Raw genomic sequence first — 23,765 nt, forward strand, 5'->3', positions numbered from 1 at the left:
CTGACAAGAACATCAGGAGACCACCATGACCGCGCCCGATTACTTCATCAAGGCCCGCCACGTCCGCTTCGATTGGAAACACACACCCATCCAGTGGATTCCAGGTGATCCGTCCAGCACACACATCATCAACATACTGAATCTCCTGTTTCCGGCGGGCGAGTTGTGGTTCTGCCGCGTGTACAACAAGGCGATGCCGCAGATTGCCGACACGAAACTGCGTGCCGATGCCGAAGGTTTTCTGCGCCAGGAGGCTGTCCATTCGCGCTCGCACGGCGGTGTGCTTGCGCACTACTACAAAGACCACGGCATCGACACAGAGCCCTTCACCAAGCGGCTCGACTGGCTGTTCTCCAAGGTGCTCGGCGAACAGCCACTGGGCCTGAAGATTGGTCACACACGCTTCTGGCTGCGGCAGCAGCTCGGCATCATCGCTGCGTTGGAGCACTTCTTCGGCTATCTCGGCAACTGGGTGCTCAACGCAAAGGGACTGGATGCCGCCAACGCCGATCCCGTCATGCTCGATCTGCTGCGCTGGCACGGCGCCGAAGAGGTTGAACACCGCACGGTTGCATTCGACATTTTCCGGCACATGGGCGGCACGTACCTCGAACGTTGCTTTCACATGCTGACCACGATCGTGCTGTTGCTGTACTTCCTGGTCACCGGGTTCCGTTTCATGTTCAAGCGCGACCCTGGTGCGGGCCGTTTCCCCGGTTTCATCCGCGGCTGGTGGCACGGATCGAAGCGCAATTGCCTGCCCTCGTTCTGGAAGATGCTGGGCGCCGCGCTGCGCTATTTCCGGCCCAGCTACACGCCGCATCACGAAGGCTCGACCGAGCAGGCGCTGGCCTACCTTGAGATATCGCCGGCGGCGCAGGCTGCGGCCCACGGCGGCAACTGGGTGCGTGATCGCGCTTGATGCGGCCCAGAAAAGTAAAACGGCCGGTGTGATACCGGCCGTTTTCTTCGAGAGCGTGGCGCTCAGTAGTTGCTTTGCTCCATCTTCACGTCCTGCAGGATCGTCGTGGCAATTTCTTCAATCGACTTGTGCGTCGACGACAGCCACTTGATGCCCTCGCGCCGCATCATCGATTCGGCTTCATTGATCTCGTAGCGGCAGTTCTCCAGCGCGGCGTATTTGCTGCCTGGGCGACGTTCATTACGGATTTCCGACAAGCGCTGCGGGTCGATCGACAACCCGAAAATCTTACTCTTGTAGTCGTACAGCACCTTGGGCAGCTTGCCGCGTTCGAAATCGTCCGGAATGAGCGGGTAATTAGCCGATTTCACGCCGTATTGCATCGCGAGGTACAGGCTGGTCGGCGTCTTGCCGCTGCGCGACACCCCCACCAGAATCACATCCGCCTCGGCCAGGTTCTTGTGTGACTGGCCGTCATCGTGCGCGAGTGAAAAGTTGATCGCTTCGATGCGGTTTTTGTACGCCTCGGTGTCAGCGTTCTGGTGAAAGCGCCCGATAGCGTGGGTGGATTTGAGGTTCAACTCCTTCTCGAGCGGCTCGATGAAGGTCTGGAACATATCCAGAATGGTGGCGCGGGCCCGATGGACGATCTCGTTTGCCTCGGCATCCACCAACGTGGTGAAGACGATTGGCCTCACCCCTTCGGCATGAAACGCTTCGTTGATTTTTGCGACTGCAACATGCGCTTTGTCGATCGTGTCGACAAACGGAATCCGCACTTGGCGGAATTTCATCTCAAACTGCGCCAGGATCGAGTGGCTGAAGGTTTCTGCGGTGATCCCGGTGCCATCCGACACGATGAAAACGGTGCGGAAAGGTGCGCGGTCGGGAGAAGCGGCGGCGAGGTCGGTCATCGAAAACGAGGGGTTTTTCCAGCACGCCGGCAAGAAATCGTGCTGCGGCACGGTAGAATAGCGGCGATCGTTTAGCTAAGCAATTCGGGCCAATCGCCTGCCAGACAATGTCACAGCGACAGTCTTGGTATGGCTTCCGGATGATTTAGCCAAGCGATTCGTGCGGCCAGACGACAAGAAAAAACCCCGTGCGCATCCGACCGGTTTTTCACTTAGTTTAGGGACTTGTATGACTAACCTGTCGCAAGACGGCGCCTATGTGCTGCCGTTCGAGCAATTGCGGATGACCGATGTCGAGGTCGTCGGCGGTAAGAACGCTTCGCTGGGCGAGATGATTTCCCAGTTGGATGGCGCCGGCGTGCGCGTTCCGGGCGGTTTTGCCACCACGGCACTGGCGTTCCGCGATTTCCTTGCCCACAACAACCTGACCGAGCGCATCTCGCAGCGCCTGGCTGCGCTGGACGTCGACGACGTCAAGGCGCTGGCTGTCGCCGGCAAGGAGATTCGCGAGTGGGTTGCCACCGCACCGTTCCAGCCGCGTCTGGAGCATGAGATCCGCGAATCGTACGCTCGCGTGTCCGCCCGCGAAGGCGCTGAAGCATCGTTTGCCGTACGCTCGTCAGCGACTGCCGAAGACCTGCCGGACGCTTCGTTCGCTGGCCAGCAAGAGAGCTATCTCAACGTGCTGGGTATCGATGACGTGCTCGACAAGATCAAGCACGTGTTCGCCTCGCTGTACAACGACCGTGCGATTTCGTACCGCGTCCACAAGGGCTTTGCCCATGACGTGGTCGCCCTGTCGGCCGGCATCCAGCGCATGGTGCGCTCGGATTGCGGCGCTTCGGGCGTGATGTTCACGATCGATACCGAATCGGGCTTCCAGGACGTCGTTTTCATCACCTCCAGCTATGGCCTGGGCGAGACGGTGGTGCAGGGCGCCGTGAACCCGGACGAGTTCTACGTCTTCAAGCCGACGCTGGCCGCCGGCAAATACCCGATCATCCGCCGCTCGATCGGCTCCAAGCTGATCAAGATGGAATTCACCGCACCGGGCGAAGCCGGTCGCGTGAAGACCGTCGACGTGCCCGGCGAACTGCGCAACCGCTATTCCATCTCCGATGCAGACGTGACGGAGCTGGCCAAGTACGCCGTCATCATCGAGAAGCACTACGGCCGCCCGATGGATATCGAATGGGGCCGCGACGGCAAGGATGGCAAGATTTACATCCTGCAGGCACGCCCGGAAACCGTGAAGAGCCAGGCGCATGGCAAGGTTGAGCAGCGTTTCCGCCTGAAAGGCTCGGCACCGGTGCTGACCACCGGCCGCGCCATCGGCCAGAAGATTGGCACGGGCCCGGTGCGTGTGATTAATGATCCGGCTGAAATGGAACGCGTGCAGCCGGGCGACGTGCTCGTGGCCGACATGACCGACCCGAACTGGGAGCCGGTGATGAAGCGCGCCTCGGCCATCGTCACCAACCGTGGCGGCCGTACCTGCCACGCGGCCATCATCGCGCGTGAGCTGGGCGTGCCGGCTGTGGTCGGCTGCGGCGATGCCACCGACCTGCTGAAGGACGGCACGCTGGTGACGGTCTCGTGCGCCGAAGGCGACGAAGGCAAGATCTACGACGGCCTGCTGGAAACTGAAATCACGGAAGTCCAGCGTGGCGAGATGCCGCCGATCAGCACCAAGATCATGATGAACGTCGGCAACCCGCAACTGGCCTTCGATTTCTGCCAGATCCCGAACGGCGGGGTGGGCTTGGCCCGTCTGGAATTCATCATCAACAACAACATCGGCGTGCACCCGAAGGCGATCCTCGACTATCCGCAGGTCGACAGCGACCTGAAGAAGGCCGTGGAAAGCGTGGCCCGTGGCCATGCCAGTCCGCGCGCGTTCTATGTCGACAAGCTGGCCGAAGGCATCGCCACCATTGCGGCAGCGTTCTATCCGAAGCCCGTGATCGTGCGTCTGTCGGACTTCAAGTCCAACGAGTACAAGAAGCTGATCGGCGGTTCGCGCTACGAGCCGGACGAAGAAAACCCGATGCTGGGCTTCCGCGGTGCCTCCCGCTACATCGCTGAAGACTTCGCCGAGGCCTTCGAGATGGAGTGCCGCGCCATGAAGCGCGTGCGCGACGAAATGGGCCTGACCAATGTTGAGGTGATGGTGCCGTTCGTGCGTACGCTCGGCCAGGCTGAGAAGGTGGTTGAGCTGCTGGCCAAGTACGGCCTGAAACGCGGCGAGAACGGTCTGCGTCTGATCATGATGTGCGAAGTGCCGTCCAACGCGATTCTGGCTGAGCAGTTCCTGCAGCATTTCGACGGCTTCTCGATCGGCTCGAACGACCTGACGCAACTCACGTTGGGTCTGGACCGCGACTCCGGCATGGAACTGCTGGCCCGCGACTTTGACGAGCGCGATCCGGCGGTCAAGTTCATGCTGCAGCGTGCTATTTCCACGGCACTGTCGATGGACAAGTACGTCGGTATCTGCGGCCAGGGCCCGTCCGACCACCCGGACTTTGCCGAGTGGCTGGCCAAGGAAGGCATTTCGTCGATTTCGCTGAACCCGGATTCGGTCATCGAGACGTGGCAGAAGCTGGGTTCGGCTTAATGCCAGCCTAGAGTGTTGTAAGACAAGGCGCGTATCCTCACAGGTACGCGCTGACAAGAACGCGAAGTGCCCGGTGGCGTCCAACGCTAGCGGGGGCCGAGCGATATGCCCCCGCAGACGCGCAGCGTCGCGGGGGTTTTTTCTGGGATTCAGGGAGAGGGAGTATGTCGGCTCAGACCGTCTGGTTCTCGCTGGCCGTGCTGCTCGTCATCGGCGAGCTGATGACGGGGACGTTCTATCTGCTGATGGTGGCGACCGGTTTGATCGCCGGTGGGATTGCCGCGCTGAGCGGCCTTGCGTTTCCGGCGCAAGCCACCGTAGCTGCCATCGTTGCGGTGTTCGGTATCGTGGGGTTGCGGCGCTCGCGCTACGGCCGTATGACGCGCGAAGATGCCGGCCGCAATCGCAACGTCAATCTCGATATCGGCGAGGCGCTGCGCGTCGATGCGTGGTCGCCCGAGCGCCGTGCACGCGTTCAGTATCGGGGCGCCGCGTGGGATGTAGAGCTGACGGCCGATGCGCCGGTTTCTGCTGGCGAATTCCGTATCGTCGAAGTGCGCGGCAACGTGCTTGTCGTCGCGCCAAAAAAATAGCAAACAAGCAATAACCAACAACCAACAAGCCCAACCACGGAGGTTCTATGTTCGAGCTGGGGACTCTTGCGCTCATCGTCCTGTTTGCCGCCATCGTGCTTATCGCGCAAGGCATCAAAATCGTGCCGCAGCAACATGCATGGATTCTGGAGCGGCTGGGCAAGTACCAGGCAACGCTCTCACCGGGGCTCAATATCGTGCTGCCCTTTGTTGATCGTGTGGCCTACAAGCATGTGCTCAAGGAAATCCCGCTCGACGTGCCGAGCCAGATCTGTATCACCAAGGACAACACGCAGCTGCAGGTGGACGGCATCCTGTATTTCCAGGTGACCGACCCGATGCGCGCGTCGTACGGTTCGAGCAATTTCGTGATCGCGATCACGCAACTGGCGCAGACCACGCTGCGCTCGGTGGTCGGCAAGCTGGAGCTGGACAAGACGTTTGAAGAGCGCGACTTCATCAACCACAGCGTGGTCAACGCGCTGGATGAGGCTGCATCGAACTGGGGTGTGAAGGTGCTGCGCTACGAGATCAAGGACCTGACCCCGCCGAAGGAAATTCTGCATGCCATGCAGGCGCAGATTACGGCCGAGCGCGAAAAGCGTGCGCTGATCGCCGCATCCGAGGGTAAGCGCCAGGAGCAGATCAATCTGGCGTCCGGCGCGCGCGAGGCGGCCATCCAGAAATCAGAAGGTGAGAAGCAAGCCGCCATCAACAAGGCGCAGGGCGAGGCGGCAGCAATTTTGGCAGTGGCCGACGCCAATGCGCAGGCCATCCAGAAGATCGGTCAGGCCATTCGCACCGACGGTGGTGTTGATGCGGTCAATCTGAAGGTGGCAGAAGAGTACGTGAGCGCGTTCGGCAACCTGGCCAAGCAGGGCAACACGCTCATCGTGCCAGGCAACATGAGCGACCTGAGCACGATGATTGCGTCAGCGTTGACGATCGTAAAGCAGCAGCGGCCGCCGGCTTAAGCCCCGATTCAGGACTTGGCGCGCAACAGCCGTGATTTTTCGCGCTGCCAGTCGCGGTCTTTCTCGGTCTCGCGCTTATCGTGGAGCTTCTTGCCCTTGGCGAGGCCGATTTCGCATTTCACGCGGCCGCGCGTGTAGTGCAGGTTGAGCGGGACGAGCGTATAGCCGCGCTGCTCCACCTTGCCGATGAGCTTCTTGATCTCTTCGGCATGCAGCAGCAGCTTGCGGGTGCGCACGGGGTCGGGCGTGATGTGCGTGGAGGCCGATTGCAACGGGCTGATGTGGGCCCCGATCAGGAACAGCTCGGCGTTGCGGATGACGACGTAGCCTTCTTTGATCTGCGCACGGTTGGCTCGGATGGCTTTCACCTCCCAGCCCTCGAGTGCCATGCCTGCCTCGTAGCGCTCTTCGATGAAGTAATCGAAAAAGGCTTTCTTGTTGTCGGCGATGGTCATACGTTGGAATGTGCGGTGCGCGCATTGAGGTGATGATCCCTTCATGCGCTGCGATAAAATGGCGAGTTTAACAAATCCGCCGCAATCCCAGCCCGGGCGCGGCGCGTAAAGCTTTCGGATGATGCATGGCAGACGTTGAAAAAACCGTGTTGATTGGCTACTCGGCCGAACAGATGTTTGACCTGGTCACTGACGTCAAGGACTATCCGAACTTCCTGCCGTGGTGTGGCGGCGTGGAAATCTACGAGCAGACGGAGGCGTCACTCGACGCGCGCGTGGACATCGCCTTCAAAGGCATCCATCAGTTCTTCCGCACGCGCAACGTGCAAACACGGCCCACCCGCATCGATATGACGTTCGCTGACGGGCCTTTCAAGAGCTTCACCGGCTTCTGGATCTTCACGCCGCTGCGCGCGGACGCCTGCAAGATCAACTTCCACCTGCACTATGAGTTTTCCAGCGTGATCCTGGAAAAACTGATTGGCCCGGTGTTCAGCATGATCGCAAACACCTTTGTCGATTCGTTCGTCAAACGCGCCGAGACGGTCTATGGCGAATCCTGAGTCGGACACAACGATGGATGTGACGGTCTGCCTGGCGACGGTTACGCCGCCGCGGCTCGTCCATGTGCAAGTGCCGGCGCAGGCGACGGTGGCCGATGCGTTGCGAGCTTCTGGGGTGCTGAACGGATCAGATTTGACGATCGATACCTGCCGGCTGGGCGTCTACGGCAAGCGCAAGACGCCCGATGCGCAGTTGCATGCGCGTGACCGGGTGGAAATTCTGGGCCCGCTGATCGCCGATCCGAAAACCGCACGCCGGCGGCGTGTGCAGAAGGTGCGAGCCACTGGTACGCGTGAAGGCCTGAAGTGGCTGCGCAACGAGGCGCCGCCCAAAGACGACGTCCTCGAATAACGGGCGATCAGTTGCAGTTGGTGCTGAGGGCTGTTTGGTTGCGTTGGATGGCTGCGGCGCGCTGGTTGTCATCCAGGTAGGCAATCGAGCCGTCGGGTTGTACCGAGCCGACGCGGCGGCCATCCTGCATGTAGGTGGTTTCGTTGCGCAGGCGTGCGCATTCGGCTTGTTTGCGCTGAGCGGCGTCTGCCTGCCTGGCCTCGTCCTGTTCTTTCTTGGCGCGATCGGCCAAGCGCTTGCGCAGTTCTTCGTCAGGGTTGGATGCGGCGACGCCCGATGCGGGCTGGCCGGGCTTGGCTGCGGCACTCGGGTCTGCTGCCTTGACGCCCGAGGCCGGCGCGGAAAGCGCTTCATAGGCCGTGGCCGTGCGGCTGTTTGGGTTGCGGATGATGCGGCTGGACGGCACCGACGGCGGCGGTGCGGCGTCGCTGTAGACCATGTGGCCCTTATCGTCGCGCCATTGCCAGGCCCATTGCGCTTGGGCAACGGGGCAAGCGATGGCAATCACGGCGGCGGTGGCAGGTAACAGGACGTGCAGTCGTTTCATGGAGTTCTCGTTCGTGGACTGCCGACGGCGCGCAGGCCGACCCGACGACGGCTCCTCGACGCGCACGGGAGCCCGGTGGCGTGATCGCCACTCGCCAATCCAGGCCGACGGCCTGGCTTGGCCTGTCGACTCGCCCCCCGGCAAGGCGCCCAGTTTATGCAGACTTGTCGCTGGCGTGCAAGCGCACCGACCAGCCGACGCCCGCGATCAGCAAGATGATTGCGGCAATTTCAAGCGGTCGCGGCCAGCGGCCGTCGTACACAAAGCCATATGCCAGGGCAAACAGCGTCTCGAACACAATCATCTGGCCCGACAGCGTGAGCGGCAGCCGCCGTGAGGCGATGTTCCACAGGTTGTTGCCGATCAGCGACGCTCCCAGCGCTACGGCCGCGTTCACCGCCCAGAACGTGCCCCAGACGCGCCCGCCGCCATGGGTCCAGGCGGTGCCGAACACCAGTAGCCCGACTACTGACAGCGCGGTCGACAGGACGCCCGTCGAGATGCCATACAGTGCCGACCACTCGTTGCTGGAGAAGTGCGGATTGCGTTGCAGGTAGCGGGCGTTGTCCACTGCGTACCATGTCCAGCTGCACAGCGCCCCCGCCGCGCAGGCGATGCCCGCGATGCGCTGCCAGATCGGCCGGGCGTTGTCCGCCACAGCAGTGGCATGGCCGAACAGATCAATATTGATGCAGACGATGCCGGCGGCCACCACCACGAGCGGCCAGATCAGCCGGGAGAGGGGCGCCGCGCCATGGTCGCGCCGCCCATGCACCGTCACGGTAATGGGCAGAATGCCGATGATGAGCGAGACGGGCGCAACCCCGGCCAGTTGCACGCCGAAGGCCAGCAGAACGTAATAGACAAGGTTGCCGCTGCAGGATTGCTTGACCAGCGCCAGGCAATCGGTGCGGGTAATCTTGCGGGCGATGCGGGGGAGGATCGGGGCAGCGGCAATGGCTGCGATGACGCCGTAGGCAAGATAGCGGCCGAGGGTCAATTCCCAGGGTGAGAACGCCGGCAGTGCGCGGGGCGCAATAAAAACCATGCCCCACATGGCCCCGGCCAGCAGGGCGCATAACACGCCAATTCCCATTCGAACACTCGCGAGGCAGATTCTGCGCGGCCGCTGGCGATGCAGGGCGCTTTAGGTGCGTGCGCGAAGAAAAATTTATCGAGCATAGCACGGCCTTCTACAACCGTGGGGCGAATTCCCGTATAATCCGATTTTGCGCCTAGAGGAAATTGCTATGCGTCTTGTCCAGAAAGCACTCACGTTCGATGATGTGCTGCTCGTCCCGGCTTACTCGGCCGTCCTGCCCCGCGATACGTCCCTTCGCACCAAGCTTACCCGTTCGATCGAACTCGCCATTCCGCTCGTGTCCGCCGCCATGGATACGGTTACGGAAGCGCGGCTGGCTATCGCCATGGCGCAGCAGGGTGGTATCGGTATCGTCCACAAGAACCTGAAGCCCGAAGAACAGGCGCGCGAAGTCGCCAAGGTCAAGCGCTTTGAATCGGGCGTGCTGCGCGATCCGATCACCATCGGCCCGGATATGAAGATCCGCGACGTGATGGCGCTGTCGGCCCAGCACGGCATCTCGGGGTTCCCGGTGCTGGAAGGCAAAAAGGTGGTGGGCATCATCACCAACCGCGATCTGCGCTTCGAAGAAGAACTGGACGCCCCGGTGCGCGCCAAGATGACGCCGGGCGAGAAGCTCGTCACCGTCAAGGAAGGTGCGTCGCTGGAAGAGGCCAAGCGCCTGATGAACAAGCACCGCCTGGAGCGCGTGCTGGTGGTGGGCGAGGCTTTCGAGCTGCGCGGCCTGATCACCGTCAAGGATATTCAGAAGGCCACCGAGTACCCGCTGGCTTCCAAAGACGAGCAAGGCTCGCTGCGCGTGGGTGCTGCCGTGGGCGTGGGTCCGGACAACGACCTGCGTATCGATTTGCTGGTCAAGGCCGGCGTGGACGTCATCGTGGTTGATACTGCGCACGGCCATAGCCAGGGCGTACTCAACCGCGTGCGCTGGATCAAGGACAACTACCCGCAGGTGCAGGTGATCGGCGGCAACATTGCCACCGGTGACGCGGCCAAGGCTCTGGTCGACCACGGCGCAGATGGTGTCAAGGTTGGTATCGGTCCGGGCTCGATCTGCACGACGCGGATCGTTGCCGGTGTGGGCGTGCCGCAAATCTTTGCCGTGTCCAACGTGGCCGAAGCACTCAAGGGCACCGGCGTGCCGCTCATCGCCGACGGCGGTATCCGCTACTCGGGCGATGTTGCCAAGGCACTGGCTGCCGGCGCACACACCGTGATGATGGGTGGCATGTTCGCCGGTACGGACGAGTCCCCTGGTGAAGTGTTCCTGTTCCAGGGTCGCTCGTACAAGAGCTACCGTGGCATGGGCTCGGTGGGCGCGATGAAGGACGGCGCTGCCGACCGTTACTTCCAGGAAGACAACACCGCCAACGTTGACAAGCTCGTGCCCGAAGGCATCGAGGGCCGCGTGCCGTACAAGGGCTCGGCGTTGCCGATCGTGCATCAGCTCACCGGCGGCATCCGCTCGTCCATGGGCTACTGCGGTTGCGCGTCGATTGCCGAATGGCATGAGAAAAGCCAGTTTGTCGAGATCACTGCCGCGGGCATGAACGAATCGCACGTGCACGACGTGCAGATCACGAAAGAAGCGCCGAACTATCACCGCGACTGATCGGTTGCCGATTGCCGCAGACAAGATAGAAGGCAAGCAGTACTGCCGCCGGGGCGCGCGGGCGCTCCGGCCGATTCAACCGGTGGCCGAGGCACGGGCGGCCGCCCGCAACTGGAGACGATGATGAAAGCGCTTTTGCGACTCGTTTTGTTTCTGGATGCGGCTGTCGCGCTGTGCGTCGGTCTCGTCCTGCTGGCGTCACCCATGGCGTCCATCTTCGGTGCGCTGCAATTGCCGCAGCCAGAGCCGGCGATGTACGGCCAACTGCTCGGCGTCACGCTGATTGGCGTGGCCTGGCTGCTGTGGCACGCCACCGTCAATGGGCAATTGACCACCGCTGTGGCGCAGGTGGTCGGTCATGTGAACCTGGCTGTCGCCGTGCTGGTGATTGCCTGGCTGCTGTTCTTCCATCTGCCGGTGGAAGGTGCCGGCCGCATCTGGCTGCCGACGTTTGCCGCTGTGCTGGCGGCGTTTTCGGCCGTACAGATTCCCGCCTCGCGCCGCGTGCGCACCAACGAGCGCGTGCGCGCCCAGAAGGCCCGCGAAGACGCCGCTGCTGCCCGCGAACGCGAACGTGCAGAAAAGGCGCAGCGCAAAGAACCTGGCTACATGCCGCCTCCGGGCTACGGCCCCGGCACTGAAGTCGACACGATTGCCGATTCCATTCCTCCACAACATGCACGACAAAGTCCTCATCCTTGATTTCGGCTCGCAGGTCACGCAACTGATTGCGCGGCGCGTGCGTGAAGCCCACGTCTACTGCGAAATCCATCCGAACGACGTGTCTGACGCTTTCGTGCGCGAGTTCGCACCCAAGGCGATCATTCTGTCCGGCAGCCACGCCAGCACGTACGAAGACCATCAACTGCGTGCCCCGCAGGCCGTGTGGGACCTGGGCGTGCCGGTGCTCGGCATCTGCTACGGCATGCAAACCATGGCCGTGCAACTGGGCGGCAAGGTCGAGTGGAGCGACCATCGCGAATTTGGCTACGCCGAAGTGCGAGCCCACGGCCATACCCGCCTGCTCAAAGACATCCAGGATTTCGCCACGCCCGAGGGCCACGGCATGCTCAAGGTGTGGATGAGCCACGGCGACAAGGTTGCCGAGCTGCCGCCGGGCTTCAAGCTGCTGGCCTCCACGCCGAGCTGCCCGATTGCCGGCATGGCCGACGAGGCGCGCGGCTACTACGCCGTGCAGTTCCACCCGGAAGTCACGCATACCGTGCAAGGCCGCGCGCTGCTTGAGCGCTTCGTGCTGGAGATCGCCGGTGCCAAGGCGGACTGGGTCATGCGCGACCATATCGAGGAAGCCGTCAAGGCGATCCGCGAGCAGGTTGGCGATGAAGAGGTGATCCTGGGCCTGTCGGGCGGCGTGGATTCGTCGGTGGCGGCGGCGCTCATCCATCGCGCCATTGGCGACCAGCTCACTTGCGTGTTCGTTGACCATGGCCTGCTGCGCCTGGACGAAGGCAAGATGGTGATGGACATGTTCGCGGGCCGGCTGCACGCCAAGGTCGTGCACGTGGATGCGTCCGAACAGTTCCTCGGCCACCTGGCCGGCGTGACCGACCCGGAAGCCAAGCGCAAGATCATCGGCCGCGAATTCGTTGAAGTTTTCCAGGCCGAAGCCAAGAAGCTCTCCAACGCCAAGTGGCTGGCGCAGGGCACGATCTATCCGGACGTGGTGGAGTCGGGCGGCACCAAGACCAAGAAGGCAACGACGATCAAGAGCCATCACAACGTGGGCGGTCTGCCGGAAACGCTGGGCCTGAAGCTGCTTGAGCCGCTGCGCGACCTGTTCAAGGACGAAGTGCGCGAGCTGGGCGTGGCGCTCGGCCTGCCGCACGAGATGGTGTATCGCCATCCGTTCCCCGGGCCGGGCCTGGGGGTGCGTATTCTGGGCGAGGTCAAGCGTGAATACGCTGATCTGCTGCGCCGTGCGGATGCAATCTTCATCGAAGAACTGCGCGGCACGAAGGCGACGGCGCAGGATGCAGCTGCCGGCCTGTGCGCTGAGGCCGATGTCGGTAAGAGCTGGTACGACCTGACGAGCCAAGCATTTGCGGTGTTCCTGCCGATCAAGTCCGTCGGCGTGATGGGCGATGGCCGTACGTACGACTACGTGACTGCTCTGCGTGCAGTGCAGACCACCGATTTCATGACCGCACATTGGGCGCATTTGCCGTACACGCTGCTGGGCCGTGCGTCGAACCGGATCATCAATGAGGTGCGTGGCCTGAGCCGGGTTGTGTATGACGTGTCGGGCAAGCCGCCTGCGACGATCGAGTGGGAGTGAAGGCCTCGATAAATCAATGGGTTAAGCCACCTGCGTAGTTCAAAAGTCGGCGACACCCCAATCGCTCGATACAGGGTTCTGGGTTTAGTTCGTTCTCGATCCAAGCTCAAATTTGGACAAGATTTGGACAGGATTTGGACAAAAGCGGCTTGGCAATCACCGGGCCGCTTTTACATTCTAGGGCCTTTGCCAACTCTGCGCAGCCCGGCGATGGGCGTGAGCGGGCGAGGCGTTGCTCCGCAAACAACCAGGGCTGCCTTCGGGTGGCCCTTTGTTTTATGTGCTTCGCATGCGATATGCGAACGGGCGTTGTCCCAGTCCTGATGTGCCATGTAGAGGTGGCTCAAGAATTGGGCTCGATGGGGGTACCCTCACTTGGCCTGCTTGAGGGACGCGCCAACCACAACAGGAGCAGGCAACGTGGTTGATGGCTGAGAGATCCGATCGAGCTTGTCGATCAAAAGCGCTGTCTGCAGATGGCTGTAGCGCTTCAAGCACTGCATCGTCCGATGCCCGGAGATTGCGGCCACTTCAATCAGATTGAAGCCGCCCTCGACCAGAGAACTGATGCGCTCGTGGCGCAGATCATGGAAGCGAAGATTTCGCAGGAACGGGTCATGTTCCAGATCGCTGGGGAAGACGCCCTCGGTCTTGCGTTCCCATTCGTAGGTTTGACGGGCACGATGTACCGCCCGTTGAAACGCACCGGACAGGCTGGTTCCATTCTTCGAGAAAAGCTTTCCTTCAGTTTGTTGCGGGCGGGTTTCAAGAGTCTTGGTGGCTTCTATAGACAATGGCACGGTGCGAGCATCGCCGTTCTTGGTCAGCGGAAGCCACAGGACACGTTTTTCAAGATCAACGTGCTGCCATTCCAGGCTGAGGATTTCGGAGCGGCGCATTCCTGTTTCCAGGGCAAGGATGATGATCGCCTGAAGGTCAGGGGCGAAGCGGGCAGCATGAAGAATACGTCTGAGTTCCTGTCGGCTGACACGGCGCTCCCTTGGTTTGCCGTTGGCGGGCTTGCGAATCTCCCTCATCGGGTTGGTGTTGACCAGCAACCAGTCTCTCGCGCAGGCGGTCAGCACCGCGGATAGGCAATCGAGGTATCGGCGCACGCTGGCAGGCTTGAGGGACGACTGAAGAAGGTGGTCTCGCAGTGTGACCAGATCCTGCCTGGAAATTTCATTGACCTGGCGATCCGCAAGGGAAGAGCTTCGCCAGTACCGTAGCAGGTACAGCTCAGATCGATGTCCTCGTTTGCCGGGAAGGACTTCGGTACTGTATCGATCGATGGCATCAGCCAGCGTGAACTTGGCTGTTGGCACTACTGCCTTGCTTCGCTCTGCCATGCCATGCTCTAGCAGGATTTTCTGGTGGGCTTCCCAGCGCTGCGCTTCGGCTATGGTGTCGAAGCTTTGTGTGGCCGTATGGCCATTGACGGTGACACGAACCTGAAATTTTTTCCCGCGTGAACGAATGCTCATTGCTCTGACCCCTTGGACAGAGCTTGGACAGAAACGAACTGGACCCGAGGAAACCCGCACCAGGCATAGCTCCCGCCGTGCGTCGAACCGGATCATCAATGAGGTGCGTGGCCTGAGCCGGGTTGTGTATGACGTGTCGGGCAAGCCGCCTGCGACGATCGAGTGGGAGTGAGATTCACGTCTCGAGTCAGAAGAAGCCCGCTCCACGCGGGCTTTTTTTCGTCCTCAAATCTTCTCTATCCAGCCGTTTCGAGTGGTTAGTTGAAGCGGCTGTGGATATCGTGTGGCAGTTTGTGAAGACATGGCGTGAGCGTCATCCCGTTCGCGCAGGGGAATCTGGAAACGGCGAAAGCTGTGCGGCCCGGTGAGCCCGTCGCAGGGGCGGACGAGGGGGGCGCTGCATTGTCGGGAAAGGCGTCTATGCCTCCAGCGACCATCCTTGGTTGTCCACGTTTTTCTCGTCGCGATAGACCCATCGCGCGCCGCACGTCGGGCACGCGAACGTGCTTACCGTGACCGCACGCGAGGAGGGCGACTTGATGCGCTGCGTGTCGGTGATTCTCAGCAAAGCATGGCCTGGCGCACCGCGTTTATGGAGTTCAATCGCGGCGCAAGCCGAGCAAAGTGTCATGCCAAAGGTCTCTTAAAAGACGCGAGCCCACTATGGTGCGACGGTGCAGTAGTGAGCTGCGGGTTGGGTAAAGATTGACAGGTTACCCAATTATTGATTGACATGGGCGCGGAATATCTGTAGAACCCGTCCGGCAGGATCTTCAAGCAGTTACTCCGATGTTCTGGGTTGTCACGCCAAGCGGTACTTCCTTTGCTCCATGTTTCTTCCTTGATTGTCGTGCCTGGTGAGCACAGGCTCATACAGAATTTTTTAGGATATCCAACATGGAAACCGGCACAGTAAAGTGGTTTAACGACTCCAAGGGCTTCGGCTTCATCACCCCGGACGCGGGCGGCAACGATCTCTTCGCTCATTTCTCTGAAATCCAGGGCAATGGGTTCAAGTCTCTCCAAGAGGGTCAGAAAGTGCGTTACGTCGCAGGCGTTGGCCAAAAGGGCCCGGCTGCTACCAAGATCGAAGCCATCTGATCGGCCTCATCTGCTAAGAAAAACCCCGCAGTGCGGTCCGCAGTGCGGGGTTTTTTAATGCACTCAGAGCGCACTTTGGCCCAACGCGTGCGGCTCTTGCCGCGGCAGATGAATCTGCCGCCGCATCACATAGACGGCAACCGCGGCAGAGAGCAAGCCCGACAGCACCCCCACCCCGAGTGATCAGCGGGGCCCGTGCCCAGCGCCATCATCGACGACGGCACGCCATAGCCGCGCGCGTCCGAATGAAAGACGCTCGCGGCCATTGTCGAGATGAAGATGGGGAAGTTCAGCCCGAACGTGCCGATCAAGAACAGCATGACCAGCATGGCCTTCAGATCAGGGCGGCCCCACACGTAGCGGATGGCCTCGGCAAAGCCGCCCTGTGAACGCCGTGCGCGCGCGTTCGAGCGCAACTCCGACTTGCGCAGGGAGACGATGTTCGATGCCAACGAACCTGCCGCCCACGGGCGGTAGTTGAACATGCGCAGCGAACGGAAGACGCCCGTTGTTGGCGCACGCGTTGATGCACTCATTGACGTTGCGGCAGATTGCCACCATTGAAGCGGCCAAAGCGTCGTGCCAATATTTGTCGTGTTATGCCAGCATCGCCCAAACAAAAAAGCCCGCATTGCAGCGGGCTGTGTTCTATTGCGTGCTGGCATCGCGCCTATGCCGCGTGCTTGCGCGGGCGCCGTACCGCACGGACCTTTCCACTGGTGCCTCCACCGCAGAAGAACTGATCCGCGCCATCCGATTCCAGCCCCGACACAATCACGCCGGGCGGCATGTCGAGCTGTTCGAGCACCTCTCCGGTATGCGGATCGATGTGCCGCAATTCGCTCGTATCGCCTTCCCACGTCGCGTGCCAGAGTTCGCCATCAACCCAGGTCACGCCGGTGACGAAGCGGTTGGAGTCGATGGTGCGAAGCACCTTGCCGGTATCCGGATCGATCTGGCGGATCTTGCGCTCGCGGTAGTGCCCGACCCACAGCGTGCCTTCGGCCCAGGCGAGGCCTGAATCGCCGCCGGCGCCCGGCGCGGGAATCGTCGCGAGCACGTTGCCGGTTTGCGGATCGATCTTCTGGATGCGGTCTTCGGCGATCTGAAACAGGTGCCGTCCGTCGAACGCGGTACCGGCGTGGGCCGGCACGTCGATAGAGCGCTGAGTCTTGCCGCTGGCAGGATCGAGTTCCTTCAACTGGCCACCGGCTGCAAACCAGACGTGCTCACCGTTGTAAGTGACGCCACCCACGTTTTCGACACCGGGGAAGGGGCCGTATTCGCGCACGACTTCGGCGCTGGATCGTTTCATGTTGGGCTCGCTCGATTCGGTTGTGGTGTCGTCATCCTAGTCACTTGGCAGCGGTGCGGGGAGTAACAAGGTGGTCGCGAATCCGGGTACCGGCGGCGTCACCCAGCGGCGCGCAGGGCCACGCCCGAAATACTGCACCTTGCCAGCCGCTGCCAGCGCATCGAGCGCACGCTGTACGGTGCGTTGGCTGGCCCCGAGCGCCAGCGCCAAGGCGGAGCTGGACCACGATTCACCATCGGCCAAACAGGCCAGTACCGCGGCGTATTGCTCATCGACAGGTTGCGCGAGTACGACGACATCCTTTGCGCCGGCGGCCTGCAAGGTGAATCCATGCCGTGTGGCCTTGACCGTGCCCAACGTGCCGAGCGCTGTGCGCAAGCGGCCAATTTCAACGCGCAGGCGCACGCGGTGCGATTCGTCGGGATGCCGGGTGCGGAATGCGTGGGCGATGAGGGTGTCTCTGGGCACGTCTTGCGGCCACGCTTGAGCCAATGCGCGCGCCAGTGTGAAGAGCACGGGCCGCGTAGTGAGCGGGACGATCGTATCGGCCTGCCGCACGGCGAGCCGGCAAGCATCGACAACGAGCGAGCCCGATGCAAAGAGCGCTTCCACGTCTTCAAGGCGCAGCACGCGCTCCTTGCCATGCGAGATCAGGCGGGCGGCTGGGGCGGTCAGCGCCAGCGCGGCGCGCTCCACTTCCGCGGTGAGCGTGGGGATACCGGCCTGACGCGCTGCGAGATCCGCACTGGCCAATGCTGCGCGCGCGGCGGCTGTCTGCAACCGGCGGATGGCAATGCCTGCGACAACCAGCGCGTGCGCGGTGTGCAATACCGGCGGCAAGCGTGCGGGGTTCAGTGCGGCAAGTGCGGCGTCTGCGTCGTCGAGGCGGCCGATCAGCAGCAGGCGGCGGATGTCGAGATACCGCGCATGGGCAGCGTTGACGTGATCGCCGTGGGCCTCCAGCGTGGCGCGGGCGGCGTCGAGGGTTTTGGCAGGCCACACGAGGTCGCGCGAGGCGAGGGCAACTTCAGCCTCCGCCACGATGCAACGCGCCCGCGCCAACGCTTCTCGTGAACCGAAGGCGCGGGCGGCGCGACGCAGCAGCAGTTTGGCGCGGGCCAGGTCCCCGAGCTGCGCCATGGCGATGCCGCGCAACGCGAGCGCCGCTGCATCGTCGCGCAGAGCAACGCGGTTTAGCGCTCCGAATGGGTCACCGGCAGCGAGTGCGCGCGCTGCGGCTGTGATCAATGAATCCATTCGAATCCCGCCACACTTGTCACTCCCGCCGGTTGAGGGTCGGCGCCTAATCTAGCACACGACCACTCACCTGAATTTCCCACCACATGGAGGCAAACATGAGCGCAACACACCCCACTGCAACCCGCGCAACCTGGCTGGCGGAGCGCATTGAACTGCTCAAGGCGGAGAAGGAACTCACCCGCCGTAGCGACGAGCTGGCACGCCGCAGGCAGGCGCTACCGTGGGTCCGCATCGACAAAGGCTACCGCTTTGAAACGGAGACCGGCGATGCCTCATTGGCCGACCTGTTTGCTGGGCGTTCGCAGTTGCTGGTTTATCACTTCATGTTCGGCCCTGACTACAAGGCGGGCTGCCCGTCGTGCTCAATGATTGCCGATGGCTTTGATGGTTTCGTCACGCATCTGGCGAACCACGATGTCACGCTGATGGCCGTGTCGCGCGGGCCGCTGGCCAAGCTGGTGGAGTACCGCGAGCGAATGGGCTGGACCTTTCCGTGGGTGTCGTCGGTGGGCACCGATTTCAACTACGACTTCAACGTGTCGATCACGGAAGACCAGCAGCGCGCCGGCAGCACCGACTACAACTACGTGCGCGGCAGCCACGTGATGGACGCATCGGATTTGCCCGAACCCGTGCAGCAGTTCGCAAGCATGTGCGGCACCGATGCACCCACCTACGTGCGCGACCGGCCCGGCATGAGCGCATTCGTGCTGGAGGATGGCGTCGTGTATCACACGTACTCCACCTACGCGCGCGGGCTCGATGGCTTGTGGGGCGCGTATCAGTGGCTCGATCGCGCACCGCTGGGCCGCAACGAAACCGGTGTCTGGTGGCGCCGTCATGACGAGTACGCTCAAGCGCGTTGAGCCGCTACGCGAGCATGCAGTGTCCGAGCGCGGCTTTCTGGCTGGCTCGGCATTGCTGTTCAGCGCCAGTGCGGCCGCGACGCTGGCATGGTGCAACGCCATGCCGGCCATGACTGAGATGCCGATGGCCTGGATGCCGATGTGCGGACAGACGTGGTGGCGTTTTGCCGCGTCGTTCATCGGCATGTGGACGGTGATGATGGTGGCGATGATGTTGCCATCCTTGGTGCCGACACTGCGGCGGTATCGCACGGAGCTTCATCTGGCCGGCGAGCCGAATCTTGGCGTGCCGACGGCGTTGGCAGGTTCCGGATACTTCGCGGTGTGGACGGCGATCGGCCTGATGGTCTTTGCGCTGAGCGCCGCGTTGGCCCAGCTTGAAATGGCATGGCCGGTGCTGGCGCGTGCCATGCCTGTTGCCAGTGGCGCTATCGTTTTTGCGGCCGGCCTTTGGCAGTTCAGTGCGTGGAAGGCGCGGCAGTTGGCGCGCTGCCGTGCAGCGCCAACAACAGGCGGCACGGCGTGGCGATATGGTTTGCATCTTGGCATTCGGTGCGCTGGCTCTTGTGCCAGCCTGACCGCAATCCTGCTCGCCAGCGGCGTCATGGATTTGCGCGCAATGGCAGCGGTGTCTGCGGCCATTACGCTGGAGCGCCTTGCGCCCGCCGGCGAGTACATCGCCCGTGTCGTGGGCGCAGTTGCAGCCGGGGCGGGGCTGTACTGGATGGCACAACCGCTTCTTGGAGCCTGACGGCGCACTCTTGCTGGTGCATCTGGCGTAAGATGCCGGCTCGATTTCGATTGCAGCCTGCAATACAAAGAGAAAATGAACGTTCCGCTCTTACTGAATATTTCGACTTTTGTCGTCATTCTGATCGCTCTGGGCCGCGTCAACGCGAGCTGGAGCCTGGCCAAACGCGTGCTGCTGGGCATGGTGCTCGGTATCGTCTTCGGTCTGGTGCTGCACCTGATCTATGGTGACGACAGCGCAACGCTCAAACAGTCGATCTCCTGGTTCAGCATTGTCGGCGGTGGTTATATCCAGCTGCTGCAGATGATCGTCATGCCGCTGGTGCTGGTCTCTGTGCTGAATTCGGTGGCCAAGCTCAACAGCACCGCATCGCTGGGCAAGATCAGCGCGCTGACGATCGGCACGCTGCTGCTCACGACGCTGATTTCCGCGCTGGTCGGGGTGTTCGTCACCAACCTGTTCGGCCTGACCGCGCAAGGCTTGGTGCAAGGCGCGCAGGAAACCGCGCGGCTGACCGCAATCCAGGACAACTACGCCGGCAAGGTCGCAGACCTTTCGGTGCCGCAACTGGTGCAGTCCTTTATCCCGAAGAATCCGTTTGCCGAACTGACCGGTGCCAAGCCGACGTCCATCATCGGCGTGGTGATCTTTGCGGCGTTCCTGGGTGTGGCCGCGTTGAACCTGCTCAAGGATGACGCAGTGAAGGGCGAACGCGTGCTCGCCGCCATTGACACCGCGCAGGCCTGGGTCATGAAACTCGTGCGACTCGTCATTCGCCTGACTCCATACGGTGTGCTGGCGCTGATGACCAACGTGGTTGCCGTGTCCAACGTGCAGGACATCATCAAGCTCGGCGGCTTCGTGGTGGCTTCCTATCTGGGGCTGGCAATCATGTTTGGCGTGCATGCCGTGCTGCTGACGCTCAATGGCATCAATCCGCTTCGCTTCTTCCGCAAGGTCTGGCCGGCGCTGTCTTTCGCGTTTACGAGCCGTTCGAGCGCGGCGACTATTCCGCTGAGCATCGAGGCACAGACGCGGCGCATCGGCGTGCCGGAATCGATCGCCAGTTTTGCGGCGTCGTTCGGCACCACCATTGGTCAGAACGGTTGCGCGGGCTTGTATCCCGCCATGCTGGCGGTGATGGTGGCGCCCACCGTTGGCATCAACCCGTTCGATCCTGTGTGGATTGCGACGCTGGTGGCAATCGTCACCCTGAGCTCGGTCGGCGTGGCGGGGGTTGGCGGTGGCGCCACCTTCGCGGCGTTGATCGTGCTGCCAGCCATGGGCTTGCCGGTCACGCTCGTGGCGCTGTTGATCTCCATCGAACCGCTGATCGACATGGGCCGTACGGCGCTTAACGTCAATGGCTCAATGACTGCAGGGACCATCACCAGCCAATTGCTGGGGCAAACTGACCGAAGTGTCTTCGATGCCGGTGATGAACCAGAGCTGATGCATCGTTGATCACTGCTTTGGAAGAAGAGATGCCGGCCATGGGGTCGGCATTTTTTTTGAGCGCTTCAATAGTGCGAGTGCGCCTGTGCCAGTTCGGTCAGCAGTTCCATGAACGCGCTGGCCAGTTCACTGGGCGGGGCGGCGCTTCTGCGCACCAGGCCGACGGGCTCTTTGGTACCCGAGGTGGCGATGTTCAGGCGGACAAGCTGACCATGCTGAAAATCATCGCCGGCGGCGCGCTCGGGCGTGATCCAAACTGCGTCGGATCGGCACGCCAGCAGGCGCGCGACGGACACAGACAGCGTTTCCGTCACGCCCGCCGGCAGGCGCAGCCCGTGCGTCTGGAACAGGGCTTCGGTGTGATGGCGCGGCACCGTGCCCAAGGTGGCGATGACCAGCGGATAGTCCAGCACCGCCTGCAATGACGCCGATGCCCCCGGCTGCGCCAGCAGCGGATGCCCAGGCCGTACGGCCAGCGCCAATGGCTCGGTATACAGCAACTCGAACGACAGCCCCTGCATGCGGTCCGGCTCGGCCATGCGCCCGACGATGAAGTCGAGTTCGCCGGCCTTGAGCGCGGTCAGCAATTCGACATTGGTGCCGGTGCGCAGCCGCACGCCGGCATGGGGGCGTTGCGTGTGCAGATGGGCAATCGCCTGGGGCAGCAGGCTGCTTGCCACAGTGGGCAGGGCGCCCACATGCACGACCGGCGCGGACGCATCGGTTGAGCCCATCAGCGCGGCGGTGGCCGATTCCAACGCCTGTGTCACGCCCACCGCGTGCCGCAGAAATTGCTCCCCAGCAGCGGTGAGCCGCGCGCCTTGCCGCCCGCGCTCCACGAGTTGCACGCCGGCCAACGCTTCCAGCTCCCCCAGCGTTTTCGACACTGCCGGCTGGCTCAAATGCAGCCGTTCGGCGGCCCGCCGCAGGCTGCGTTCCTGCGCGATGGCGACAAAGCAACTCAGATGGCGGAAGCGGATGCGCGACGGCAGGTCGCCAGAGAAGGTACTTTCCATAACGGTTGGTTATCGATTTTTCGATCAGAAGTCAATTTACTTCACTTTTTGGCAGCGATACAGTCTTCCCAAGATTTCATAAGGAGACGCCCCATGACTCTGCCGCTTTCCGGCACCGGCGAATTTGCCCAGCGCGACACCGCGCAGCATCCGCCCGCACTGACCCCCGTCTACAAGACCAGCATGCTGCGCTCGCCGCGCAACGCGCTCATCTCCACGCTCAATACGCTGTCGGAAACCACCGCGCCGGTGTTTCGTGCAGACGACCTCGGCGCGCTCGACAACGATCTCATCCTCAACTACGCCAAGGAAGGCTTGCCGATTGGTGAGCGCATCATCGTCCACGGCTACGTGCGCGACGAATTCGGCCGCCCCGTGCCTCACGCGCTGGTGGAGGTCTGGCAGGCGAACGCAGGCGGCCGCTACCGCCACAAGAAAGACCAGTACATCGCGCCGATCGACCCGAACTTTGGCGGCTGCGGCCGCATGCTGACGGATGCCAACGGCTATTACGTCTATCGCACCATCAAGCCCGGCCCGTACCCGTGGCGCAACCGCATCAATGACTGGCGCCCGTCGCACATCCATTACTCGCTCTCGGGTGACGGCTGGGCGCAGCGCCTCATTACGCAGATGTACTTCGAGGGCGATCCGCTGATCGCGCAGTGCCCGATCATCAAGACCATCCCTAGCGAAGAACAGGTGCGCGGCCTGATTGCGCTGCACGACACGGCCAACCACGTGCCGCTTGATGCGCGCTGCTACCGCTTTGACATCACGCTGCGCGGGCGCCGTGCCACGCATTTCGAAAACGCTGTGCCCGCCCTGCAAGGAGCCAAGTGATGACCACGACCACGCTCCGTGAATCGCTCGAACATGCCCAGGCAACGGCCATGACGACAACGCCGCCGTTCGCGCATTTCAACGAGACCGCCTCACAGACGGGCGGCCCGTATGTGCACATCGGCCTTGCGCCGCGCCAGGCAGGGTTTGATATCTACGACAAGGAATTCGGCAGTGTGCTGACCACGCCCGCCACGCGGGGCGAGCGCATTGCGCTGGAAGGCCGCGTCTTCGATGGCTCCGGCTCGCTCGTGCGCGATGTGCTGATCGAGATCTGGCAGGCCAACGCCGACGGCAAATACGCGCACCCGGCCGACCACCAGGACAAGCCCGTCGACCCGGCATTCCGTGGCTGGGGCCGTGCTGGCGCCGATTTTGATACGGGCGTCTACCGGTTCGATACCATCAAGCCGGGCGCCGTGGCCGGGCGCACAGGCGCGACACAAGCACCGCACATCTGCATGATTCTGTTTGCGCGCGGCATCAACCTCGGCTTGCACACCCGCGTGTACTTCAGCGATGAGACCGCAGCCAACGGTACCGATCCGATACTGAACGGTATCGAATGGGAAGTGCGCCGCAAGACGTTGATCGCACAGCGCAGCGAACGTAACGGCGAGGTGGTCTATACCTTCGACGTGCGCCTGCAAGACACGCCCGATGGCGGTGCGGAGACGGTGTTCTTCGATATCTGATCGCTGCATGACATCTGCAAAGACCGCACCCG

The 23,765-nt window shown here is 62.2% G+C and carries 24 protein-coding genes and 2 pseudogenes; 16 read left to right on the forward strand and 10 right to left on the reverse strand.

Annotated features, from left to right (window positions below; genetic code table 11):
* Positions 1 to 25: 25 nt before the first annotated feature.
* Entirely contained in the window at positions 26 to 922 is an 897-nt protein-coding gene (locus tag PSUB009319_RS04430) for a metal-dependent hydrolase (RefSeq protein WP_124381034.1), read from the forward strand.
* A gap of 62 nt (positions 923 to 984) precedes the next feature.
* Here PSUB009319_RS04430 and PSUB009319_RS04435 read toward each other — a convergent pair whose 3' ends face one another.
* Positions 985 to 1,836: a pyruvate, water dikinase regulatory protein gene (locus PSUB009319_RS04435; protein ID WP_124381035.1), complete on the reverse strand. Its 852-nt coding sequence runs from the start codon at positions 1,834 to 1,836 to the stop codon at positions 985 to 987.
* 229 nt (positions 1,837 to 2,065) lie between these two features.
* Between PSUB009319_RS04435 and ppsA the strand changes: the two genes are divergently transcribed.
* The 3 genes from ppsA (at position 2,066) to PSUB009319_RS04450 (ending at position 6,020) form a co-directional block, all read left to right on the forward strand.
* Positions 2,066 to 4,453 (forward strand): phosphoenolpyruvate synthase, encoded by a 2,388-nt coding sequence (gene ppsA / locus PSUB009319_RS04440; protein WP_124381036.1) that lies wholly within the window; start codon positions 2,066 to 2,068, stop codon positions 4,451 to 4,453.
* Positions 4,454 to 4,617: 164 nt separating this feature from the next.
* Positions 4,618 to 5,046: an NfeD family protein gene (locus tag PSUB009319_RS04445; RefSeq protein WP_124381037.1), complete on the forward strand. Its 429-nt coding sequence runs from the start codon at positions 4,618 to 4,620 to the stop codon at positions 5,044 to 5,046.
* Positions 5,047 to 5,093: 47 nt separating this feature from the next.
* Positions 5,094 to 6,020, forward strand: coding sequence for an SPFH domain-containing protein (locus PSUB009319_RS04450; RefSeq protein ID WP_124381038.1), 927 nt, complete (start codon positions 5,094 to 5,096; stop codon positions 6,018 to 6,020).
* Positions 6,021 to 6,028: 8 nt separating this feature from the next.
* Here the strand turns inward: PSUB009319_RS04450 and smpB are convergent, their stop codons facing one another.
* Entirely contained in the window at positions 6,029 to 6,475 is a 447-nt protein-coding gene (gene smpB / locus PSUB009319_RS04455; protein ID WP_124381039.1) for an SsrA-binding protein SmpB, read from the reverse strand.
* 125 nt (positions 6,476 to 6,600) lie between these two features.
* Here smpB and PSUB009319_RS04460 point away from each other — a divergent pair, with 125 nt between their 5' ends.
* Positions 6,601 to 7,038, forward strand: coding sequence for a type II toxin-antitoxin system RatA family toxin (locus tag PSUB009319_RS04460; protein ID WP_124381040.1), 438 nt, complete (start codon positions 6,601 to 6,603; stop codon positions 7,036 to 7,038).
* Positions 7,025 to 7,390: an RnfH family protein gene (locus PSUB009319_RS04465; RefSeq protein WP_124381041.1), complete on the forward strand. Its 366-nt coding sequence runs from the start codon at positions 7,025 to 7,027 to the stop codon at positions 7,388 to 7,390. Before PSUB009319_RS04460 ends, PSUB009319_RS04465 begins: the two co-directional genes overlap by 14 nt.
* 7 nt (positions 7,391 to 7,397) lie before the next feature.
* Here PSUB009319_RS04465 and PSUB009319_RS04470 read toward each other — a convergent pair whose 3' ends face one another.
* Together PSUB009319_RS04470 and PSUB009319_RS04475 are read right to left on the reverse strand one after the other, a co-directional pair.
* Positions 7,398 to 7,937: a DUF4124 domain-containing protein gene (locus PSUB009319_RS04470; RefSeq protein ID WP_124381042.1), complete on the reverse strand. Its 540-nt coding sequence runs from the start codon at positions 7,935 to 7,937 to the stop codon at positions 7,398 to 7,400.
* Positions 7,938 to 8,091: 154 nt separating this feature from the next.
* Complete coding sequence (locus tag PSUB009319_RS04475; RefSeq protein ID WP_124381043.1) at positions 8,092 to 9,033, reverse strand: DMT family transporter; 942 nt, start codon at positions 9,031 to 9,033, stop codon at positions 8,092 to 8,094.
* A 154-nt stretch (positions 9,034 to 9,187) separates the two neighbouring features.
* Between PSUB009319_RS04475 and guaB the strand changes: the two genes are divergently transcribed.
* The 3 genes from guaB to guaA all read left to right on the forward strand — a co-directional run bounded on the left by guaB (position 9,188) and on the right by guaA (position 12,947).
* The gene (guaB, locus tag PSUB009319_RS04480; protein ID WP_124381044.1) at positions 9,188 to 10,651 is read left to right on the forward strand and encodes an IMP dehydrogenase; all 1,464 of its coding nucleotides are present in this window, start codon (positions 9,188 to 9,190) and stop codon (positions 10,649 to 10,651) included.
* 123 nt (positions 10,652 to 10,774) lie between these two features.
* The gene (locus tag PSUB009319_RS04485) at positions 10,775 to 11,353 is read left to right on the forward strand and encodes a hypothetical protein (protein ID WP_124381045.1); all 579 of its coding nucleotides are present in this window, start codon (positions 10,775 to 10,777) and stop codon (positions 11,351 to 11,353) included.
* Entirely contained in the window at positions 11,328 to 12,947 is a 1,620-nt protein-coding gene (gene guaA, locus PSUB009319_RS04490) for a glutamine-hydrolyzing GMP synthase (protein WP_124381046.1), read from the forward strand. Before PSUB009319_RS04485 ends, guaA begins: the two co-directional genes overlap by 26 nt.
* A gap of 371 nt (positions 12,948 to 13,318) precedes the next feature.
* Here the strand turns inward: guaA and PSUB009319_RS04495 are convergent, their stop codons facing one another.
* Entirely contained in the window at positions 13,319 to 14,431 is a 1,113-nt protein-coding gene (locus PSUB009319_RS04495; RefSeq protein WP_185453412.1) for a tyrosine-type recombinase/integrase, read from the reverse strand.
* A 76-nt stretch (positions 14,432 to 14,507) separates the two neighbouring features.
* Between PSUB009319_RS04495 and PSUB009319_RS04500 the strand changes: the two are divergent.
* Positions 14,508 to 14,603: pseudogene (locus PSUB009319_RS04500) on the forward strand (hypothetical protein); the annotation flags it as partial.
* A 246-nt stretch (positions 14,604 to 14,849) separates the two neighbouring features.
* On the opposite strand, the gene PSUB009319_RS23115 reads toward PSUB009319_RS04500, so the two are convergent.
* Positions 14,850 to 15,062, reverse strand: a complete 213-nt coding sequence (locus PSUB009319_RS23115; RefSeq protein WP_124381048.1) for a hypothetical protein — start codon at positions 15,060 to 15,062, stop codon at positions 14,850 to 14,852.
* Between the two features lie 266 nt (positions 15,063 to 15,328).
* On the opposite strand from PSUB009319_RS23115, the gene PSUB009319_RS04510 reads away from it, so the two are divergent.
* Positions 15,329 to 15,532, forward strand: a complete 204-nt coding sequence (locus PSUB009319_RS04510) for a cold-shock protein (protein ID WP_124381049.1) — start codon at positions 15,329 to 15,331, stop codon at positions 15,530 to 15,532.
* A gap of 194 nt (positions 15,533 to 15,726) precedes the next feature.
* Here the strand turns inward: PSUB009319_RS04510 and PSUB009319_RS23120 are convergent.
* From PSUB009319_RS23120 to PSUB009319_RS04525, 3 genes and pseudogenes are all read right to left on the reverse strand, one after another.
* Positions 15,727 to 15,963 (reverse strand): annotated as a pseudogene (locus tag PSUB009319_RS23120) (MFS transporter); the annotation flags it as partial.
* A 239-nt stretch (positions 15,964 to 16,202) separates the two neighbouring features.
* Entirely contained in the window at positions 16,203 to 16,847 is a 645-nt protein-coding gene (locus PSUB009319_RS04520) for a DUF5074 domain-containing protein (RefSeq protein ID WP_124381050.1), read from the reverse strand.
* Positions 16,848 to 16,883: 36 nt separating this feature from the next.
* On the reverse strand, positions 16,884 to 18,104 hold the full coding sequence (locus PSUB009319_RS04525; RefSeq protein ID WP_124381051.1) for a helix-turn-helix domain-containing protein: 1,221 nt from the start codon (positions 18,102 to 18,104) through the stop codon (positions 16,884 to 16,886).
* Positions 18,105 to 18,202: 98 nt separating this feature from the next.
* On the opposite strand from PSUB009319_RS04525, the gene PSUB009319_RS04530 reads away from it, so the two are divergent.
* From PSUB009319_RS04530 to PSUB009319_RS04540, 3 genes are all read left to right on the forward strand, one after another.
* On the forward strand, positions 18,203 to 18,973 hold the full coding sequence (locus PSUB009319_RS04530) for a DUF899 domain-containing protein (RefSeq protein ID WP_124381052.1): 771 nt from the start codon (positions 18,203 to 18,205) through the stop codon (positions 18,971 to 18,973).
* On the forward strand, positions 18,948 to 19,724 hold the full coding sequence (locus tag PSUB009319_RS04535; protein ID WP_124381053.1) for a DUF2182 domain-containing protein: 777 nt from the start codon (positions 18,948 to 18,950) through the stop codon (positions 19,722 to 19,724). Before PSUB009319_RS04530 ends, PSUB009319_RS04535 begins: the two co-directional genes overlap by 26 nt.
* A 75-nt stretch (positions 19,725 to 19,799) precedes the next feature.
* Positions 19,800 to 21,188 carry an L-cystine transporter gene (locus PSUB009319_RS04540; RefSeq protein ID WP_124381054.1) on the forward strand — a complete coding sequence of 463 codons (1,389 nt, stop codon included), beginning with the start codon at positions 19,800 to 19,802 and terminating at the stop codon, positions 21,186 to 21,188.
* A 56-nt stretch (positions 21,189 to 21,244) separates the two neighbouring features.
* On the opposite strand, the gene pcaQ is transcribed toward PSUB009319_RS04540, so the two are convergent.
* Positions 21,245 to 22,195: a pca operon transcription factor PcaQ gene (gene pcaQ, locus PSUB009319_RS04545; RefSeq protein WP_124381055.1), complete on the reverse strand. Its 951-nt coding sequence runs from the start codon at positions 22,193 to 22,195 to the stop codon at positions 21,245 to 21,247.
* Positions 22,196 to 22,288: 93 nt separating this feature from the next.
* Here pcaQ and pcaH point away from each other — a divergent pair, with 93 nt between their 5' ends.
* Together pcaH and pcaG are read left to right on the forward strand one after the other, a co-directional pair.
* On the forward strand, positions 22,289 to 23,038 hold the full coding sequence (pcaH, locus tag PSUB009319_RS04550; protein ID WP_124381056.1) for a protocatechuate 3,4-dioxygenase subunit beta: 750 nt from the start codon (positions 22,289 to 22,291) through the stop codon (positions 23,036 to 23,038).
* The gene (gene pcaG, locus PSUB009319_RS04555; RefSeq protein WP_124381057.1) at positions 23,038 to 23,733 is read left to right on the forward strand and encodes a protocatechuate 3,4-dioxygenase subunit alpha; all 696 of its coding nucleotides are present in this window, start codon (positions 23,038 to 23,040) and stop codon (positions 23,731 to 23,733) included. Before pcaH ends, pcaG begins: the two co-directional genes overlap by 1 nt.
* The last annotated feature ends 32 nt before the right edge of the window (positions 23,734 to 23,765 follow it).

It is taken from the genome of Ralstonia sp. SET104, assembly GCF_003851545.1.
In the GTDB taxonomy this organism is placed as follows: domain Bacteria; phylum Pseudomonadota; class Gammaproteobacteria; order Burkholderiales; family Burkholderiaceae; genus Ralstonia.

What these genes read in the sequence shown, in the direction of transcription:
- PSUB009319_RS04495 (WP_185453412.1), bottom strand. Translation starts at nt 14,431, where the DNA reads ATGAGCATTCGTTCACGCGGGAAAAAATTTCAGGTTCGTGTCACCGTC.
- PSUB009319_RS04475 (WP_124381043.1), bottom strand. Translation starts at nt 9,033, where the DNA reads ATGGGAATTGGCGTGTTATGCGCCCTGCTGGCCGGGGCCATGTGGGGC.
- PSUB009319_RS04450 (WP_124381038.1), top strand. Translation starts at nt 5,094, where the DNA reads ATGTTCGAGCTGGGGACTCTTGCGCTCATCGTCCTGTTTGCCGCCATC.
- smpB (WP_124381039.1), bottom strand. Translation starts at nt 6,475, where the DNA reads ATGACCATCGCCGACAACAAGAAAGCCTTTTTCGATTACTTCATCGAA.
- PSUB009319_RS04435 (WP_124381035.1), bottom strand. Translation starts at nt 1,836, where the DNA reads ATGACCGACCTCGCCGCCGCTTCTCCCGACCGCGCACCTTTCCGCACC.
- PSUB009319_RS04470 (WP_124381042.1), bottom strand. Translation starts at nt 7,937, where the DNA reads ATGAAACGACTGCACGTCCTGTTACCTGCCACCGCCGCCGTGATTGCC.
- pcaG (WP_124381057.1), top strand. Translation starts at nt 23,038, where the DNA reads ATGACCACGACCACGCTCCGTGAATCGCTCGAACATGCCCAGGCAACG.
- PSUB009319_RS04520 (WP_124381050.1), bottom strand. Translation starts at nt 16,847, where the DNA reads ATGAAACGATCCAGCGCCGAAGTCGTGCGCGAATACGGCCCCTTCCCC.
- guaB (WP_124381044.1), top strand. Translation starts at nt 9,188, where the DNA reads ATGCGTCTTGTCCAGAAAGCACTCACGTTCGATGATGTGCTGCTCGTC.
- PSUB009319_RS04485 (WP_124381045.1), top strand. Translation starts at nt 10,775, where the DNA reads ATGAAAGCGCTTTTGCGACTCGTTTTGTTTCTGGATGCGGCTGTCGCG.
- pcaH (WP_124381056.1), top strand. Translation starts at nt 22,289, where the DNA reads ATGACTCTGCCGCTTTCCGGCACCGGCGAATTTGCCCAGCGCGACACC.
- PSUB009319_RS04445 (WP_124381037.1), top strand. Translation starts at nt 4,618, where the DNA reads ATGTCGGCTCAGACCGTCTGGTTCTCGCTGGCCGTGCTGCTCGTCATC.
- PSUB009319_RS04525 (WP_124381051.1), bottom strand. Translation starts at nt 18,104, where the DNA reads ATGGATTCATTGATCACAGCCGCAGCGCGCGCACTCGCTGCCGGTGAC.
- PSUB009319_RS04465 (WP_124381041.1), top strand. Translation starts at nt 7,025, where the DNA reads ATGGCGAATCCTGAGTCGGACACAACGATGGATGTGACGGTCTGCCTG.
- PSUB009319_RS04530 (WP_124381052.1), top strand. Translation starts at nt 18,203, where the DNA reads ATGAGCGCAACACACCCCACTGCAACCCGCGCAACCTGGCTGGCGGAG.
- PSUB009319_RS04510 (WP_124381049.1), top strand. Translation starts at nt 15,329, where the DNA reads ATGGAAACCGGCACAGTAAAGTGGTTTAACGACTCCAAGGGCTTCGGC.
- PSUB009319_RS23115 (WP_124381048.1), bottom strand. Translation starts at nt 15,062, where the DNA reads ATGACACTTTGCTCGGCTTGCGCCGCGATTGAACTCCATAAACGCGGT.
- pcaQ (WP_124381055.1), bottom strand. Translation starts at nt 22,195, where the DNA reads ATGGAAAGTACCTTCTCTGGCGACCTGCCGTCGCGCATCCGCTTCCGC.
- PSUB009319_RS04535 (WP_124381053.1), top strand. Translation starts at nt 18,948, where the DNA reads ATGACGAGTACGCTCAAGCGCGTTGAGCCGCTACGCGAGCATGCAGTG.
- PSUB009319_RS04430 (WP_124381034.1), top strand. Translation starts at nt 26, where the DNA reads ATGACCGCGCCCGATTACTTCATCAAGGCCCGCCACGTCCGCTTCGAT.
- ppsA (WP_124381036.1), top strand. Translation starts at nt 2,066, where the DNA reads ATGACTAACCTGTCGCAAGACGGCGCCTATGTGCTGCCGTTCGAGCAA.
- PSUB009319_RS04460 (WP_124381040.1), top strand. Translation starts at nt 6,601, where the DNA reads ATGGCAGACGTTGAAAAAACCGTGTTGATTGGCTACTCGGCCGAACAG.
- PSUB009319_RS04540 (WP_124381054.1), top strand. Translation starts at nt 19,800, where the DNA reads ATGAACGTTCCGCTCTTACTGAATATTTCGACTTTTGTCGTCATTCTG.
- guaA (WP_124381046.1), top strand. Translation starts at nt 11,328, where the DNA reads ATGCACGACAAAGTCCTCATCCTTGATTTCGGCTCGCAGGTCACGCAA.